This window comes from Luteimonas sp. A478 (assembly GCF_054052025.1).
Window position 1 is genome coordinate 165,191 of record NZ_JBSVRF010000005.1, and the last position, 15,956, is coordinate 181,146.

At 69.6% G+C, this 15,956-nt stretch carries 8 protein-coding genes; 6 read left to right on the forward strand and 2 right to left on the reverse strand.

Annotated elements, in window-relative coordinates; genetic code table 11:
* Nucleotides 1–275 precede the first annotated feature (275 nt).
* Nucleotides 276–1,388 carry a glycosyltransferase gene (locus ACW7G3_RS11305; RefSeq protein WP_456982826.1) on the reverse strand — a complete coding sequence of 371 codons (1,113 nt, stop codon included), beginning with the start codon at nucleotides 1,386–1,388 and terminating at the stop codon, nucleotides 276–278.
* Nucleotides 1,389–1,440: 52 nt separating this feature from the next.
* A complete protein-coding gene (locus ACW7G3_RS11310) occupies nucleotides 1,441–3,636 on the reverse strand; it encodes a hypothetical protein (RefSeq protein ID WP_456982827.1) in 2,196 nt (731 codons plus the stop codon).
* 205 nt (nucleotides 3,637–3,841) lie between these two features.
* On the opposite strand from ACW7G3_RS11310, the gene ACW7G3_RS11315 reads away from it, so the two are divergent.
* The 6 genes from ACW7G3_RS11315 (at nucleotide 3,842) to ACW7G3_RS11340 (ending at nucleotide 15,937) form a co-directional block, all read left to right on the forward strand.
* Entirely contained in the window at nucleotides 3,842–5,083 is a 1,242-nt protein-coding gene (locus ACW7G3_RS11315; RefSeq protein WP_456982828.1) for an efflux RND transporter periplasmic adaptor subunit, read from the forward strand.
* Nucleotides 5,080–8,199: a multidrug efflux RND transporter permease subunit gene (locus ACW7G3_RS11320; RefSeq protein WP_456982829.1), complete on the forward strand. Its 3,120-nt coding sequence runs from the start codon at nucleotides 5,080–5,082 to the stop codon at nucleotides 8,197–8,199. The genes ACW7G3_RS11315 and ACW7G3_RS11320 overlap by 4 nt, the downstream gene beginning before the upstream one ends.
* A complete protein-coding gene (locus ACW7G3_RS11325; RefSeq protein WP_456982831.1) occupies nucleotides 8,199–11,309 on the forward strand; it encodes an efflux RND transporter permease subunit in 3,111 nt (1,036 codons plus the stop codon). Before ACW7G3_RS11320 ends, ACW7G3_RS11325 begins: the two co-directional genes overlap by 1 nt.
* 99 nt (nucleotides 11,310–11,408) lie before the next feature.
* On the forward strand, nucleotides 11,409–11,984 hold the full coding sequence (locus ACW7G3_RS11330; protein WP_456973038.1) for an ECF-type sigma factor: 576 nt from the start codon (nucleotides 11,409–11,411) through the stop codon (nucleotides 11,982–11,984).
* Complete coding sequence (locus tag ACW7G3_RS11335; protein WP_456982832.1) at nucleotides 11,974–14,619, forward strand: protein kinase domain-containing protein; 2,646 nt, start codon at nucleotides 11,974–11,976, stop codon at nucleotides 14,617–14,619. The genes ACW7G3_RS11330 and ACW7G3_RS11335 overlap by 11 nt, the downstream gene beginning before the upstream one ends.
* A 145-nt stretch (nucleotides 14,620–14,764) precedes the next feature.
* Nucleotides 14,765–15,937 carry a hypothetical protein gene (locus ACW7G3_RS11340; RefSeq protein WP_456982834.1) on the forward strand — a complete coding sequence of 391 codons (1,173 nt, stop codon included), beginning with the start codon at nucleotides 14,765–14,767 and terminating at the stop codon, nucleotides 15,935–15,937.
* Nucleotides 15,938–15,956 lie beyond the last annotated feature (19 nt).

The following is a 15,956-nucleotide window of genomic DNA, read 5'->3' on the forward strand; positions in this document are numbered from 1 at the left end:
CACCTGCATCCGCAAGCCCAGCCCCGTCGTGGCCCTTCAGCTCACGACGGAATGAATCGAAGAAGCCGTGGCCTGCCCCGGCAACCCCCGAGCGGGTGAAGAGCCGAATAAAAAAAGCCCGCTACCGGAAAACCGGTAGCGGGCTTTTGCTCCCTCCCCCACGTCGGGTGCAGGACGACTGTGAAGGAAAGGTTATGCAACTTGCACGCTGCACTGCAAAACGATACCTGCGAGTACAGTAAGGAAACACGCGGTTTCGCGCGCATGGTGCGCTCCTACACAAGCATGCGCTCGACGGTGTCGGCGAGCAGGGAAGCGGCTTCGGGCTTGCCCAGCGTCGCGGCCGCGCGCGCGGCTTCGGGCAGGACGGTGGGCGAGGCGAACAGTTCGGCCAGCAGCGCGGCCAGTGATTCCGGGGTGAGTTCCGGCTCGGGCATGCACCAGCCCACGCCGGCGTTGGCCAGGGTCTCGGCATTGCGCCGCTGCTCCTCGCGCGAGCCCCCGTGCGGGATCGGCACGAAGATCGCCGGCCGGCCCACCACCAGCAGGTCGGCGGCCGTGGTGGCCCCGGCGCGTGCAATCAGCAGGTGCGCATCGCGCAGACGCTCGCCCATGTCGTTGAAGAACGGCTGCACATCGGCCTGGATGCCGGCCTGCGCGAGCCGGCCCGCAATCGCAACCGCGTCCTCGCCCCGGTACTGCAGTGATACCCGCAGCCGATGGCGGATGCCTTCATCCAGCGCCAGCAGCGCCGGCGGCACTATCTGCCCGAACACGGCCGCGCTCTGGCTGCCGCCCACCACCAGCAGCCGCAGCTCCCGGTCATTGCCGAAAGGCGGATAGCCTGCACGCGCTTCCAGGATCGAGCGCCGCACCGGGTTGCCGGTCTCGAACACCTTGGCGGCATCGAAACCCTCCAGGCCGGCCACCTGCGGGAACGAAGTGGCCACGCCGTCGGCCAGGCGCAGCAGCTGCCGGTTGGCCATGCTCAGCCGCGTGGCCTGTTCGTGCAGCAGCAGCGGCAGGCCCAGCGACTTGGCGGCCAGCGCCGGGGCGAAGCTCGGATAACCACCGAAGCCGACCATCAGCCGCGCCCGCCGCCGCGCCAGATCCCGCCGTGCGCGCACCGCTGCGCGGCCGATGGTGATCGCCGCCTGCAGCTTGCCCGCAACCCCGCCCGCCAGGGATCGCGCCGGCAGCACCAGGTGCTCGATGCCGGCCAACGCTTCGGTGTAGGCGGCACCGCGCTGCTCGGTGTGGATCACCACCTCATGGCCGCGTGCCATCAGCTCCCGGGCCAGGGCCTCGGCGGGAAACAGGTGCCCGCCGGTGCCGCCGGCAGCCAGGGCGATTGCACCGCCCGTGGAACGTGTACTGGAACCGCTCATCACCGCTCGCATGTCAGGGGGACAGCGACTATAACGGCGCCCGCCGCAGGCGTCAGCGCAGCAGATGGGGCCGCGACTGATACCACTCGCGCGCGTTGCGCAGGTGCAGGCTGCGCTCGTCGCCATCCAGTTCGAGGCCCACACCCAGCCGTCCCCAGCGTGCGTAGAGGTCACCGCTGCGGCGAGCTCCACGCATCCGCAAGCGGGCATCCACATGGAAACGCTCGTTGTGGGCGTGGCCGCGATCAAGCACGAACGTGCCGTCCTGCCACTGCACCCGGCCAGTGGCCTCCGCGCGCCCCGAATCCACCAGCCGGCCAATCCAGCGCGGGTAGTCGGCGCGGGTGGCAAACAGCGCCAGCAGGAAGTCCACGTCCTTCAACTGCGCACGCACGTTGCCTTCAATCCGAGGCCGGTCATCGGCCTGGAACCCCATCCGCCCATCGGCCACCGCCACCTCCGCCCACCACCCCGAGCGTGCCCGGCCGTCGCTGCCGGTGAAGGCTGCATTGCGAAGCCGCAGGGTGGAGCCCCCCAGCGCGAACTCGCGGTCCTTCAGGTCGGCCCGCTGCAGGCGCGCATCGATCGCCACGTCACCGCGCACGTCCAGTCCGGCGAAGGCGATCCGCGCGCCGCGTCCATCCACACGCAGCCTGCCATCGCCGGCATGGCCCTTGCTGTCGATCCGCAGCTCGCCCGAGGTCCGGCCCTGGCCACCAAGGAAGCGCAGCTCTCCCGCCGGCAGGTAACGGTTGTAGGCGCGCAGGTCCGGCACCACCGCATCATTGAAACGCAGGCTCGCCACCGCGCTGTCCTGCACCCGGGCCAGTTCGCCATCGGCCTCCACCTGCAGCTGCAGGTCGCGGCCGTTGACGTAGGCCACCGCGCCGTCCTCGTCCGGGGCAATGTCGAACCTGTCCATGACCAGCTCCAGGCGCGAGCGCGGCCCTTCCGCGCCCGCCTCGATCAAACCCATGGCACGGGCCTGGCCGGAGAAGCGCTGCCCGGCCACCGCCACGCTGGCCGCCACCGTCGGCGCTTCCACCCGGCTGCCTGCCTGCAGCCGTCCATCCTCGATCGCCAGGTCGGCCCGGATCGCGCCGTGTCCTTCCAGCTCCAGCAGCCCCTCGGGCGCGAACAGGCGAGCCAGCCAGGCCAGCGACGAAAAGTGCCAGTCGGTGCGCAGCCGGCCCGAAGTGCCGGCCACGCGCTCGCGCCAATCAGCCAGCGGCAGCCGGTTGCCGACCATGCGAAGGTCGGCATCCAGCATCAGCGGCTCTGCGTCTTCGCCGCCGGTGTCGGGTACGTCCACGCGCAGATGGATGTCACGGTCCACGTCCACACGCAGGTCCAGGGTGTTGCGGCGCGACGTGCCCGTGGCATCCACCGCCACCAGCGGGGCCGCTAGGTGCAGCTGCCCGCCCGGCGCCAGCACGCCACGCTCCAGCGCAAGCCGGGCCTGCAGGTGGCCGCTGCCCGGCTGCATGGCGAAACGGTAACTGCCGCCCTCGTCCAGCGCCGCCTGCAGCAGCATCGCCGTCGCGTCCAGGTCCAGCGTGGCGGTGATCACTTCCAGGCGGGCCAGTCCCGGCAACGCGGCGCTGACGTGCTCGTCCATGGCGAAAGTGGCGCCGATACGGGCCTGTCGGGCAAACGGCTCGCCACGATGGATCAGTGCCGCCGCCGGGAATCCGGCTGAAGAAGCAAACAGCTCCATCGGCCCGCCGCGCAGCTGCTTGCGAAAGCCCACCTCGGCGTGGCCGCTGCCCTCGATGGCCCAGTCCTCGAACAGCCTGCCACCGAGCACGCTGTCGCTGGAAATCCGATCGAAACGCAGCGTCCAGCCGCCCGGCCGCGGCTCCGGGCGCGGCCGCTCGCTGCCAGCCCGCCCTACGCTGCCGGACACCCCTTGCGCATGCACATGGGGCACCCGCACCTCGCGCGCCAGCAGCGGCCACAGTGCGATGCGCCCGCGCGCGCGATCAGCGCGCACCGACCAGAGCGTATTGCCCACGTGGCCCTGCATGTCCACGCCCCACGCGGTGACCCGGCCCGGCCACAGGGTGATCCCGCCGCGCCAGTCGATCCGGAATTTTTCCGGCTGGTGATTGGCGATCCGGGGTCCCAACGGCGTATTGAGAAACAGGTTGCCCAGCAGCAGCCAGGCCAGCCAGATCATGGCCAGGGCGGCCAGCAGGCGACCCACCCAGCGGGGCGTGCGGTGCAAACGGGAGCGGAGGAAGGACATCGGCGCAGCATGCCGCAAGCCGCGTGGCAGCGTCACCGTGACGACCCCCGGGGCATGACTTTCGGCTGCGCCATCTGTCATAGGGCCCGCTGTAAAATGCGCACGCCAGCACTCCGCGCAAGCCCACCCCCTTCCGAACGCCTGATCCGCGGCGCCGGCCGATTGCGGCCGCCGCGCCGCCACCCCGCACATCCCGGACCCCTCCATGAAGCAAGCCCCCCGCACCAAGACCCTCCTGATTGCCGTGGCCGTCATTGCCGCATTGCTGCTGCTGTGGCGCGGCTGCGCGGGTGGGGACGAAGCCGCGTCGCCGTCAGGGCCGGGCCGGGGCGGCGGCTTCTTCGGCCCTGGTGGTCCTGCCACCCCGGTGCGGGTGGCCGCAGCCGAGCGGGCACCGCTGCTGGTCCAGCTGCGGGCGCTGGGCACGGTGACCCCGCTGCACCAGGTGACCGTACGCTCGCGCGTGGACGGCGAGCTGCTGCGGGTGGAGTTCGAGGAAGGCCAGCGGGTGGAGGCCGGGCAGCTGCTGGCCAAGATCGACCCTGCCCAGTACCGCATCCGCCTGGCCGAAGCCGAGGGCCAGCAGCGCCAGAACCTGGCGGAACTTGAGAACACCCGGATCCAGCTGCGCCGCTTCCGCGACCTGGCCAAGAGCGACTACGTCGCCGCCCAGGACGTCTCCGACCTGGAAGCGCGGGTGCGCCAGCTGGAAGCCCGCCGCGAGATCGACCAGGCTGCCGTCGACGAAGCGCGCCTGCAGCTGGATTACACCCGCATCACCGCCCCGGTCGCCGGGCGCGTGGGCCTGCGTCAGGTGGACGCCGGCAACCTGGTGCGCAGCGGCGATACCGAGGGCATCGTCACCATTACCCAGACCAGCCCGATCAGCGCCCTGTTTTCGATCCCCGAGACCGCGGTGCCGACGCTGATCGACGCCATGCGCCGCGCCGACGACCTGCCGGTCGAGGCCTGGGACCGCGAAGAGCGGCGCCTGCTGGCCACCGGCACCCTGTCCAGCGTCGACAACCGCATCGACACGCAGACCGGCACCCTGCGCCTGCGCGCCCTGTTCGAGGATGACCGCCTGTTCCCCAACCAATCGGTCAACATCCGCCTGCAGCTGGGCAACGAGGAAACCCTGTCCATTCCCGACGCGGCCGTGCAGTTCGGCAGCCAGGGCACCTATGTGTATGTGATCGACGCCGAAGACACCGCCAGCGTGCGCCCGGTGGTGCTGGGCGCCTCCAGTGACGGCCGGGTGGAAGTGGTCGAAGGGCTGGTCGACGGCGAACGGGTGGTGCTGGAGGGCATCGACCGGCTGCGCGATGGAGCCAAGGTGGAGGTGGTGCAGGTGGATGGCGAGCCCCCCACCGCCACGGAGGACGCCGCCGACGCCGCCGACGCCGCTGAAGGCGACGCCGGCAACGGAGCCGGGCCGGCTGCATGAACCTCTCCCGTCCCTTCATCCTGCGCCCGGTAGCGACCACGCTGCTGATGCTGGCGCTGCTGCTGTCGGGCATCTTCGCCTACCGGCTGCTGCCGGTGGCGGCGCTGCCGCAGGTCGACTACCCCACCATCCAGGTGCTGACCTTCTACCCGGGCGCCAGCCCATCGGTCACCACCAGCGCGGTCACCGCGCCGCTTGAGCGCCACCTGGGCCAGATCCCGGGGCTCAACCAGATGTCGTCCACCAGCTCCGGGGGCGCCTCGGTCATCACCCTGCAGTTCTCGCTGGAGGTGGACCTGGGCGTGGCCGAGCAGGAGGTGCAGGCCGCGCTCAACGGGGCCAGCAACCTGCTCCCCAACGACCTGCCGATGCCGCCGGTGTACCGCAAGGTCAATCCCGCTGACACCCCGATCCTGACCCTGGCGGTGACCTCGCCCACCCTGCCGCTGCCCGAGGTCTACGACCTGGTGGATACGCGGATGGCCCAACGGCTGTCACAGCTGCCCGGCGTGGGCCTGGTGAGCCTGGCAGGCGGCCAGCGTCCGGCAGTGCGGGTGGAGGTGAACCCCAACGCACTGGCGGCGGCAAACCTCGGCATGGACGACATCCGCGCGGCGATTTCAGCCGCCAACGTCAACATGCCCAAAGGCAGCTTCGACGGCCCGAACCGGGCGATCATGCTCGATGCCAACGACCAGATGCGCTCGGCTCAGGAATACCGGGACCTGGTGATCACCTGGCGCGGCGGCGCGCCGCTGCGCCTGGGCGACCTGGCCGAGGTCGAGCAGGGGCCGGAGAACCGCCAGCTGGCCGCCTGGTCCGGCGAGACGCCGGCGATCCTGATCAATATCCAGCGCCAGTCCGGCGCCAACGTGATCGAAGTGGTCGACGCGGTGCACGAACTGCTGCCACGCCTGCGGGCAGCCATGCCCACCGCGGTGGACGTGACCGTGCTCAGCGATCGCACCGAATCGATCCGGGCCTCGATCAAGGGCGTGCAGACCGAGCTGCTGCTGGCGATCGGGCTGGTGGTGCTGGTCACCTTCGCGTTCCTGCGCACCATCCCGGCCACCATCATCCCCAGCCTGGCGGTGCCGCTGTCGCTGGTGGCCACCTTCGGCTTCATGCTGATGGCCGGCTACTCGCTCAACAACCTGACCCTGATGGCGCTGACCATCGCCACCGGCTTCGTGGTCGACGATGCGATCGTGATGCTGGAAAACGTGGCCCGGCATCTTGAGGAGGGCAAGCCGCGGCTGCAGGCCGCACTGGATGGCGCCAAGCAGATCGGCTTCACCCTGATCTCGCTGACCGTGTCGCTGATCGCGGTGCTGATCCCGCTGCTGTTCATGGGCGACGTGGTCGGCCGCCTGTTCCATGAGTTCGCCATGACCCTGGCGGTGGCGATCGCGGTGTCGCTGGTGGTCTCGCTCACGCTGACGCCCATGCTGTGCGCGCGATTCCTCAAGGCCGGGCGCGATCACGGCGTGGCCGAGCCCGGCACGGCTGCTGGTGACGACGAGGCCGGCGCGGAAGGCGACATGTTCGACCGGGTGATCGCGCTCTACGACCGTGCCCTGCACTGGACCCTGGCCCGCCAGCCGCTGATGCTCGGCATCACCGTCGGCACGCTGGCGCTGACCGCGCTGCTGTATGTGGCGGTGCCCAAGGGCTTCTTCCCGTCGCAGGATTCGGGCCTGATCCAGGGCATCAGCGAAGCGCCCGCACAGGTCTCGTTCCAGGCCATGTCCGAGCGCCAGCAGGCGTTGGCAACGGCGATCCTTGAAGACCCCGACGTGGCTTCACTGTCCTCGTTCATCGGCGTGGACGGCACCAATGCCACGCTCAACACCGGACGCCTGCTGATCGAGCTCAAGCCGCACGCGGATCGCGCCGAAGGCGCCCACGCGATCATCGCCCGACTGCAGCAGCGCGCGGCCCAGGTGCCGGGAATCGCGCTATACATGCAGCCGGTGCAGGAACTGTCGATCGAGGACCGGGTCAGCCGCGGCCAGTACCAGTTCGCGCTCACCAGCCCCGACAGCGCCGAACTCGCCCTGTGGGCCGACCGCCTGATCGAACGTCTGCAGGACGCCCCGGCAATGGCGGCCGTGGCCGGCGACCTGCAGGACGGCGGGCTGCAGGCCTGGGTGGACATCGACCGTGATGCCGCCGCGCGCCTGGGGATCCGCGTGTCCGACGTGGCCGATGCGCTCTACGACGCCTTCGGCCAGCGCCAGATCTCGACCATCTTCACCCACGCCAACCAGTACCGCGTGGTGCTTGAGGTCGACGGCCGCTTCCAGCTGGGGCCGGAGGCGATCGGCCGCATCCACGTGGCCACCGGCGACGGCCAGCAAACCCCGCTGGCGGGGATCGCCCGGATCGAGACCCGCGCCGCGCCGCTGATGGTCAGCCATATCGGCCAGTTCCCCGCGGCCACGGTGTCATTCAACCTGGCGCCGGGTGCCTCGCTGGGCGAGGCGGTCGACCAGATTGAAGCCGCTCGCGCCGAACTCGGCCTGCCGGCGGTCGTGGAACTGCGCCTGCAGGGCGCGGCGCAGGCATTCCGCAACTCGCTCTCCAGCACGCTGTGGCTGATCCTGGCCGCGGTGCTGGTGATGTACATCGTGCTGGGCGTGCTCTACGAGAGCTTCATCCACCCGATCACCATCCTCTCCACCCTGCCTTCGGCCACCGTGGGTGCGCTGGCCGCGCTGCTGATAACCGGGCGCAGCCTGGACTTGATCGCGATCATCGGCATCATCCTGCTGATCGGCCTGGTGAAGAAGAACGGGATCATGATGGTCGACTTCGCCCTGGAGGCCGAGCGCGACCAGGGCATGGCACCGCAGCAGGCAATCCACCGCGCGGCGCTGCTGCGCTTCCGCCCGATCCTGATGACCACCCTGGCCGCACTGTTCGCCGCGATCCCGATGATGCTGGCCTCCGGCTCCGGCGCCGAACTGCGCCAGCCGCTGGGCCTGGTGATGGTGGGCGGGCTGATGGTCAGCCAGGTGCTGACCCTGTTCACCACGCCGGTGATCTACCTGTTCTTCGACCGCCTCACCAACCGCCGTCGCGCCGCGGCCCGCGAAACAGGACCGGCGCTCTGATGGAAGCCAAGCGCGCCAACCTGTCGCGCCCGTTCATCGAGCGCCCGGTGGCCACGATGCTGTTGGCCGTGGCGATCGTGCTGGCGGGCATGCTGGCCTACCGGATGCTGCCGGTGGCGCCGCTGCCGCAGGTCGACTACCCGGCCATCCAGGTGACCGCCAGCATGCCCGGCGCCAGTCCGGAATCGATGGCGGCCACGGTGGCCACGCCGCTGGAGCGGGCGCTGGGCACGATCCCGGGCATCACCCGCATCACCTCCTCCAACAGTCAGGGTTCGACCCGGATCAGCCTGCAGTTCTCGCTGGACCGCAACGTGGACGAGGCCGCGCGCGAGGTGCAGGCGGCGATCAACGCCGCGCGTTCGCAGCTGCCCTCGGGCATGCCGGGGATGCCGCAGTACCGCAAGATCAACCCTTCGCAGGCGCCGATCATGTCTCTGGCGCTGAGCTCGGAAACGCTCAGCCCGGGCGAGCTCTATGACGTGGGCTCCACCATCCTGGCGCAGAAGATCGCGCAGATCCCGGGCGTGGGCCAGGTGGAGGCCGGCGGCGCCTCGCTGCCAGCGGTGCGGGTGTCGCTGAACCCTTCGGCGCTGAACCAGTACGGCATTGCCCTGGACGAAGTCGCCGGCGCGATCCGCAACGCCAACGCCCTGCGCCCGCTCGGCCACGTGGCCACCGATGACCGCCAGTGGCAGGTGGAAGCCAACCTGCAGCTGCGCACCGCCGACGAGTACCGCGAGCTGATCGTGGCCTGGCGCAACGACCGTCCGGTGCACCTGCGTGACGTGGCCCAGGTGGCCGAGGGCACCGAGAACCGCTACGCCGCGGGCTTTCACAACAACCGCGATGCGGTGCTGCTGGTGATCAGCCGCCAGCCCAACGCCAACATCATCGAGACCGTGGACGCGATCCACGCGCAGATGGACCAGCTGCGCGCGCTGCTGCCTGCCGGCGTGGACATGGAAGTGGTGATGGACCGCTCGCCGGTGATCCGCGCGACGCTCAGCGAGGCCGAGCACACCCTGCTGCTGGCGGTGGGCCTGGTGGTGCTGGTGGTACTGGCGTTCCTGGGCAGCTGGCGCGCGGCGCTGGTACCCACGCTGGCAATCCCGGTATCGCTGTTCGGCGCGCTGGCGATCATCTGGATGCTCGGTTTTTCGCTCAACACCATGTCGCTGATGGCCCTGATCGTGGCCGCGGTGCTGGTGGTGGACGATGCCATCGTGGTGCTGGAGAACATCTCCCGCCACATTGAAGCCGGACTCTCGCCGTGGAAGGCGGCCATGCGCGGCGCCGGCGAAGTCGGCACCACCCTGCTGTCGATGAACCTGGCGCTGGCGGTGGTGTTCGTCTCGATCCTGTTCCTGGATGATTTCGTCGAACGCCTGTTCCGCGAGTTCTCGCTGACCCTGGTGGCGGCGATGGGCGTCTCGCTGCTGGTGTCGCTGAGCCTCACTCCCACGCTGGCGGCGCGGCTGCTCGGGCGCAAGGATCCGGACAGGGTGGTCACCCCTTGGCAGCGGCTGGGCGGCATGGCGTTCGAAGGGCTGCGCGGTGCGTACCTGCGCTCGCTCGGCGGCGTGGTGCGCAACGTGCCCGTGGTGCTGCTGGTGCTGGCTGGCGCGATCGGCCTGAGCGTATGGCTGTCGGGGCAGGTGCCGCGCGGCACCGTACCGCAGCAGGACACCGGCCAGCTGCGCGGCTTCGCCCGCGGCGACGACGGCCTCTCCTTCCAGGTCATGCAGCCCAAGATCGACGCCTACCGGCAGCTGCTGATGTCCGACCCCGCGATCGAGCACATTTCCGGCTACATCGGCGGCACGAGCGGGGTCAACAACGCCTTCATCATGATCCAGATGAAGCCGCTGCAGGAGCGCGGAGTCTCCAGCCGCGAAGTGATCGACCGCCTGCGCATGCAGATGCCGTCCGTACCCGGCGGACGCATGGGCCTGTGGGTGGACCAGGACATCCGCATCGGCGGCGGCGGCGGTGGTGACGAGGAAACCTACCGGCTGGACCTGCTGTCAGGCGACATCGCCCCGCTGCGCGAATGGACGCCGCGCATCCGTGACGCACTCGAAGCCCTGCCCGAGCTGGTGGACGTGGACTCGCGCGGCGACGAGGGCAGCCGCCAGGTGGTGCTGGACATCGACCGCACCGCGGCCGCGCAGCTGGGCGTGGACATGCGCATGGTGGCGACCGTGCTCAACAACTCCTTCAGCCAGCGCCAGGTCGCCACGCTCTATGACACCCTCAACCAGTACCGGGTGGTGATGGAGCTGGACCCGCGCCACACGCAGACACCCGACACGCTGGATCAGGTGTACGCCATCGGCGAGGGCGGCAAGCGGGTGCCGCTGTCGGCGTTCGCCAACTGGTCGTACGGCATGGCGCCCGACCGCATCCAGCACCGCGAGCAGTTCGTCGCCACCCGCATCAACTTCGCGCTGGCCCCGGGCGTATCGCTGGGCGAGGGCGTGGAGGCGATCGAGCGTGCGATGGCCGGGATCATGCTGCCCAGCGAAGTGCAGGCCAGGCTCAGCGAGGACGCCGGCAGCCTGCAGGACATGGGCCAGCGACAGCTGTGGCTGATCCTGGGCGCGGTGCTGGCGGTGTACCTGGTGCTGGGCGTGCTGTACGAAAGCTTCCTGCTGCCGCTGGCGATCCTGTCGATCCTGCCTTCGGCCGGCGTGGGCGCGCTGCTGGCGCTGCTGCTGTTTGACACCGAACTCGACCTGATCTCCCTGCTCGGCCTGTTCCTGCTGGTGGGGGTGGTGATGAAGAACACCATCCTGATGATCGACTTCGCCCTGGCGGCGCAGCGCGATCACGGCATGACCCCGGAGGCGGCGATCGTGGAAGCGGCCCGCCTGCGCTTCCGCCCGATCCTGATGACCAGCCTGGCAGCCCTGCTTGGCATGCTGCCGCTGATGCTGGCCACCGGTGAGGGCTGGGAAATGCGCCGCCCGCTGGGCATCGCCGTGGTGGGCGGCCTGCTGGTGAGCCAGGTGCTGACCCTGTACACCACCCCGGCGATCTACCTGGCCCTGGCGCGGCTGCGTGCACGCTTCGTGCGCCAGCCGGCGGCGGAGCCGGCCACGCCCTGACCGTCGCCCGGGCCACGGCCCGGACCGTTCAGTTTCCAGGTGTTTGCCCCGATTGCGTGGCCCCCTGCCCCCTGCTAGCGTCAGCGCACAGGGAAGGGGATGGCCAAGGTGGTCGAGACCGATATCACACGCCTGCTCGCGCAGGCCCGCGAAAACGGGCCCGGGCACCTGTCGGCGGTGTTCGAGGCGCTGTACCCCGAACTGGTACGTCTGGCCAACTCCCGCCTGCGTGGCAGTGAGCACACCATCTCACCCACCGTACTGGTCCACGAGCTGTATCTGCGCATCACCCAGGGCAGTGCGCTCCCACTGAACGACCGCAACCACTTCTTCGCGGCGTCGGCCAAGGCAATGCGCTGGATCCTGGTGGAACACGCGCGCGCGCGCGGCGCGGCCAAGCGCGGCGGCGGGCAGCTGATGGTGGAACTGGACGACCGGATCCCCGGCGTCGATCCGGCCATGACCAGCGTGCTCGCCCTGGACAAGGCGCTTGAAGCGCTGGAAGCGATCAGCCCGCAGCGCCGGCAGGTGGTAGAGCTGCGCTGGTTCGGCGGTCTGGAGTTTTCCGAGATCGCCTCGCTGCTGGATGTCTCCGAGCGCACGGTCTACCGCGACTGGGAGCGGGCCCGTGCTTTCATGCAGGCGATGCTGGAGGAAGACGGCAATGGATCCTGACCAGCTCGCGCAGTGGCAGGCTGCCGATGCGCTGTTCGACCACTGGCTGGATCTGCGCCCCGCTGAGCGGGACGCCTGGCTGGCTGGGCAGGATCCAGAACCGCCTGTCCGCCAGCGCCTGGAGCAGCTCATCGCTGCCCACCAGCGCCCGCGCGCCACCATGGATCCCACCGGCAGCAACCTGTCCGGCTGTCAGCTTGGCGACTGGACCCTGGAATCCGAGCTCGGCCGCGGCGGCATGGCGGTGGTCTACCGGGCCTGGCGCGAACAGGGCATGGCCCGGCAGCAGGCGGCGATCAAGATCCTCACCCTCGGCGCGCTGGGCCTGACCGGCCGCGAACGCTTCCATCGCGAAGCCGCGATCCTCGCGCGGCTCAACCACCCCAACGTGACCGCCCTGGTCGACTCCGGGGTTGCCGACGACGGCACCTGCTGGCTGGCAATGCCGCTGGTGGATGGGGACCGCATCGACGCCTGGTGCGACGCGCAGTCGTTGGACGCGCGGGCGATCGTGCGCCTGTACCTGCAGGTCTGCGACGCCGTGGCCTATGCCCACCGCAACCTGGTCATCCATCGCGACCTCAAACCGTCCAACGTGCTGGTGGACCGCGACGGCCATGTGCGCCTGCTGGACTTCGGCATTGGCCAGTTCGCCGATGACGACGGCGAACGGACCCACACCATGTGGCGCGCCCTGACGCCCGGCTACGCCGCTCCGGAGCAGCTGCGCGGCGCACCACCGACCACAGTGATGGACATCTACGGCTTGGGCGCGCTGCTGCATCGCCTGCTCACCGGCCGCACCCCCGGCGGCGGCGAAGCGGGTACCCACAGCACCCGGCCTTCGCTGCTGGTGCGCGATGCCGGCGACGCCTACCACCGCCACTACGTGCCGCTGAAAAGCGACCTGGACCGGGTGCTGCTGAAGGCGCTGGCCGAAGAACCCGGGCAACGCTACGCCACCGCCGAAGCGCTGGCCGACGACCTGCGCCGCTGGCTCGACGGTCGCCCGGTGCTCGCGCAGAAGCCGAAGATCGGCTACCGGGCACGCAAGTTCATCACCCGCAACAAGGTGGGCGTGGCGGCGGGCATGCTGCTGGCAATCACCATGGCCGGCGGCATCGCGACAACGCTGTGGCAGGCCGGGAAGGCCCGCGAGCAAGCCGAGCTGGCCGAGCATCAGGCTGAACTGGCACAGCGCGAGGCCGGTAAAGCGAACGCGCGCGCGGGCCGGGCGGAGGACGTGCGCGACATGATTGGCTACGCGTTCCTCAATGCGCGCGGCAATGACGGCGGGCCAGCGTCCGCCGCCGACCTGCTGCAGACAGCCTCGGACCGGGCCAGGAGCGAAGACTTCGCCGATACGCCGCTTACCGCCGCCGACGTGCTGTTGCTGACCGGCACCGTACGCTTCAATCTCGAGGACCACGAGCACTCGCTGGAAGATCTGGAACAGGCACTCGAACTGCTCGCGCCGCATCGCGATATCGCCGCCGGCGAGCTCGCGCGTGCACACTGGGAGCTGGGACGCCACGCCAGGCGCAACGGTGATTACCGGGCGGTAGCCGCTCACGCACGGGAAGCCATGGAGCTGAACGCGCTTTGGGACGCTCCACCGCTGGAGCGCTTCCGCACCCGGGTCATGCTCGGGGACGCCCTGTTGCAGATCGAGCCCGACGCCGCCGGAGACCACTTCCGCACCCTGCTGGCCGATGTAGAGGGCAGCGAGGTTCGCGAGTCATACATGCACCTGCATGTGATCAATGGCCTGCTGGCGGCTATGTGGGAGGCATCCGCGGAGGAGAAGCTGCCGATCCAGGAAGAGCGGCTGCGGATCGCCCGGGCGTTCTATGGGCCCGGGACCGCGGGACTTTCGTTCAATCTGGGCGAGGCGACCCATACGCTGCGTGCGCTGGGCATGCTTGACCGCGCCGAAGCGCTGGCCAGGGAATCGATTGAAACCGCGGACATTTCCGAACAGAGGCCGATGCTGATGCGCGGGATGGCGCGGTGCTATCTGGGGTTCGTACTGCAACAGCGGGGCGCGCATGCTGAATCGTTGGATGCGTTCCGGGAGGGCGACGGACTCATGAGTCAGCAGAGCGACAGCAAGGGGGCATTCGGTCGCTGCCTTTCCGCCCAGGCATACGCGGAGGTGGCCAGCGGCAACCCGGCGGAGGCAATCGAAGTCCTTGCCCGCAGCGATGAACTGCTGCGCGCTTCGGTCGGTCCGGCGCACTTCGGGATCTTCACCAACTGCGGCTTCCGGGCGAGCGCCGAACTGCGACGCGACAGGCTGGTCGAGGCCAGCCGCGTGCTTGACGCGTGTCTCCCGGAAGACGAGGACGCCATGCAGCTGGGCTGGCACCAGGCGCGTGCCGAACGGCTGTTGGTGACGGGAGAAGTGAATGCGGCCAGCGAAGCGCTTGCGGATCTGCGGGAGAAGTATCCGCCGCAGGAAAACCACCGCGAATGGATGCGGCCGTGGATGGCCTCGCTTCTGTTGGCGCACCAGACGGACGATGCCACCGCCATGGCCGCACTTGCCGGCCAGCTGACTGCTCACGCAGGAGTGGCCCCGCTGTCGCAATGCCTGGCCGCCCCAGGCGAACACACCTGCCTGGCCCTGCCCTAGGGTCAGCGCCCGCCGGTCCGGCGGCACGAACATCGTTGCACCCCGCTGTCAGTTTCTGCCACCCGATCTCGTGGATGAGATGCCCGGACGAACCGGGCGCGGCTGGGCCGCCGTTCGGTCCGCACCTCACCGGGTGGTTTCCAACATGCATCGCTCCCACTCCCTCGTTCCCGCAGCGCTGGCCCTGGCGCTGGCCGCCGCATCCACGCCAGCAGGCGCGCAGGACACGCAGGCCGATCTCTACATCGACGTCGCCACCCACACCATGCCCGGCATGGGCGCCATGGGTGCGCTCGGCCGCTTCGCCGGAGCAGTGTCCGGCGGCAATACCCATTACGGAATGGCGCGGCATCCGGCAATGCCCGGCCGATACATGGACGTGGCCCTGTACAACCGCAGCCAGCCCGGAACGCCGGCCATGCAGGCCGTGCCCCGCGGCCTGCGCGTTGGCGACGAGATCGCACTGCTGCCGCCAGCTTCCCGACAGGCATCCAACGACGGCGGTGCCGGCGGCCCGGCCAGCCACCAGGCCCTCGCCGACGGCGGCCCCTACACCATCCGCTATTACTGGGGCTGCGGCGACCAGGTGTCTGCAGGCCAGCCGGCCACGTTCACCATGAGCGTCCGCGACGGCCAGCCGGTCAACAGTGGTCGCGCCATGACCCCGCGCAGCGTGCCGCAGACCGGCATCAATCCGGGCCCGCACTACGCGCTGTGGCCCAACCCTTCCACCCGCAGGCCGGTGTCCGCGAAGGCGTCTCTGGTGGGCGCGCACCAGGTCACCGGCGATGGCCTGCCGGCTTCGATCGGGTTCGACCTCCGCTCCGAGCACGACTTCCTGCCTGCCCTCGAGCTTGAGCGCGAAACCAATGACCACGGCACTCTGCTGAGCTGGAACAGCGTCGACGGCGCCCGCGCCTACTTCATCCACGCAACCGCAATGGACGGTGACACGATCGTGATGTGGAGCAGCTCCGCGGACGGCTATGCGGGCCCGGAGCTGGTCGACTTCCTGCCCGAACACCTGGTCTCGCAGTGGACACAGCAGGGCACGCTGCTGGGCAGCGGCAGCCGCAGCTGTCAGATCCCTGATGCGGTCTTCGCTGGCGACGCACCCATGGTGCAGATGATCGCCTACGGCAACGAGCGCACGATCAACGAGCCCGTCGCCAACCCAGGCTGGAGCGTACGCGTGCGCAGCAAGTCCACAGCGATGCTGATGCCATCCGGCATTGCCGCGCCGACGGCGCGTGAGGCCGGCAGCGAAGCAGCCCGGGAAAGCGGCAAGGGCCTGCTGCGCGGGCTGCTCCGCCGCTGAGCGGGCACCCGGCACCATC

Excerpts from the sequence above, each read along its gene's own strand:
- ACW7G3_RS11325 (WP_456982831.1), top strand. The coding sequence starts at position 8,199 with ATGGAAGCCAAGCGCGCCAACCTGTCGCGCCCGTTCATCGAGCGCCCG.
- ACW7G3_RS11335 (WP_456982832.1), top strand. The coding sequence starts at position 11,974 with ATGGATCCTGACCAGCTCGCGCAGTGGCAGGCTGCCGATGCGCTGTTC.
- ACW7G3_RS11315 (WP_456982828.1), top strand. The coding sequence starts at position 3,842 with ATGAAGCAAGCCCCCCGCACCAAGACCCTCCTGATTGCCGTGGCCGTC.
- ACW7G3_RS11340 (WP_456982834.1), top strand. The coding sequence starts at position 14,765 with ATGCATCGCTCCCACTCCCTCGTTCCCGCAGCGCTGGCCCTGGCGCTG.
- ACW7G3_RS11320 (WP_456982829.1), top strand. The coding sequence starts at position 5,080 with ATGAACCTCTCCCGTCCCTTCATCCTGCGCCCGGTAGCGACCACGCTG.
- ACW7G3_RS11310 (WP_456982827.1), bottom strand. The coding sequence starts at position 3,636 with ATGTCCTTCCTCCGCTCCCGTTTGCACCGCACGCCCCGCTGGGTGGGT.
- ACW7G3_RS11330 (WP_456973038.1), top strand. The coding sequence starts at position 11,409 with ATGGCCAAGGTGGTCGAGACCGATATCACACGCCTGCTCGCGCAGGCC.
- ACW7G3_RS11305 (WP_456982826.1), bottom strand. The coding sequence starts at position 1,388 with ATGAGCGGTTCCAGTACACGTTCCACGGGCGGTGCAATCGCCCTGGCT.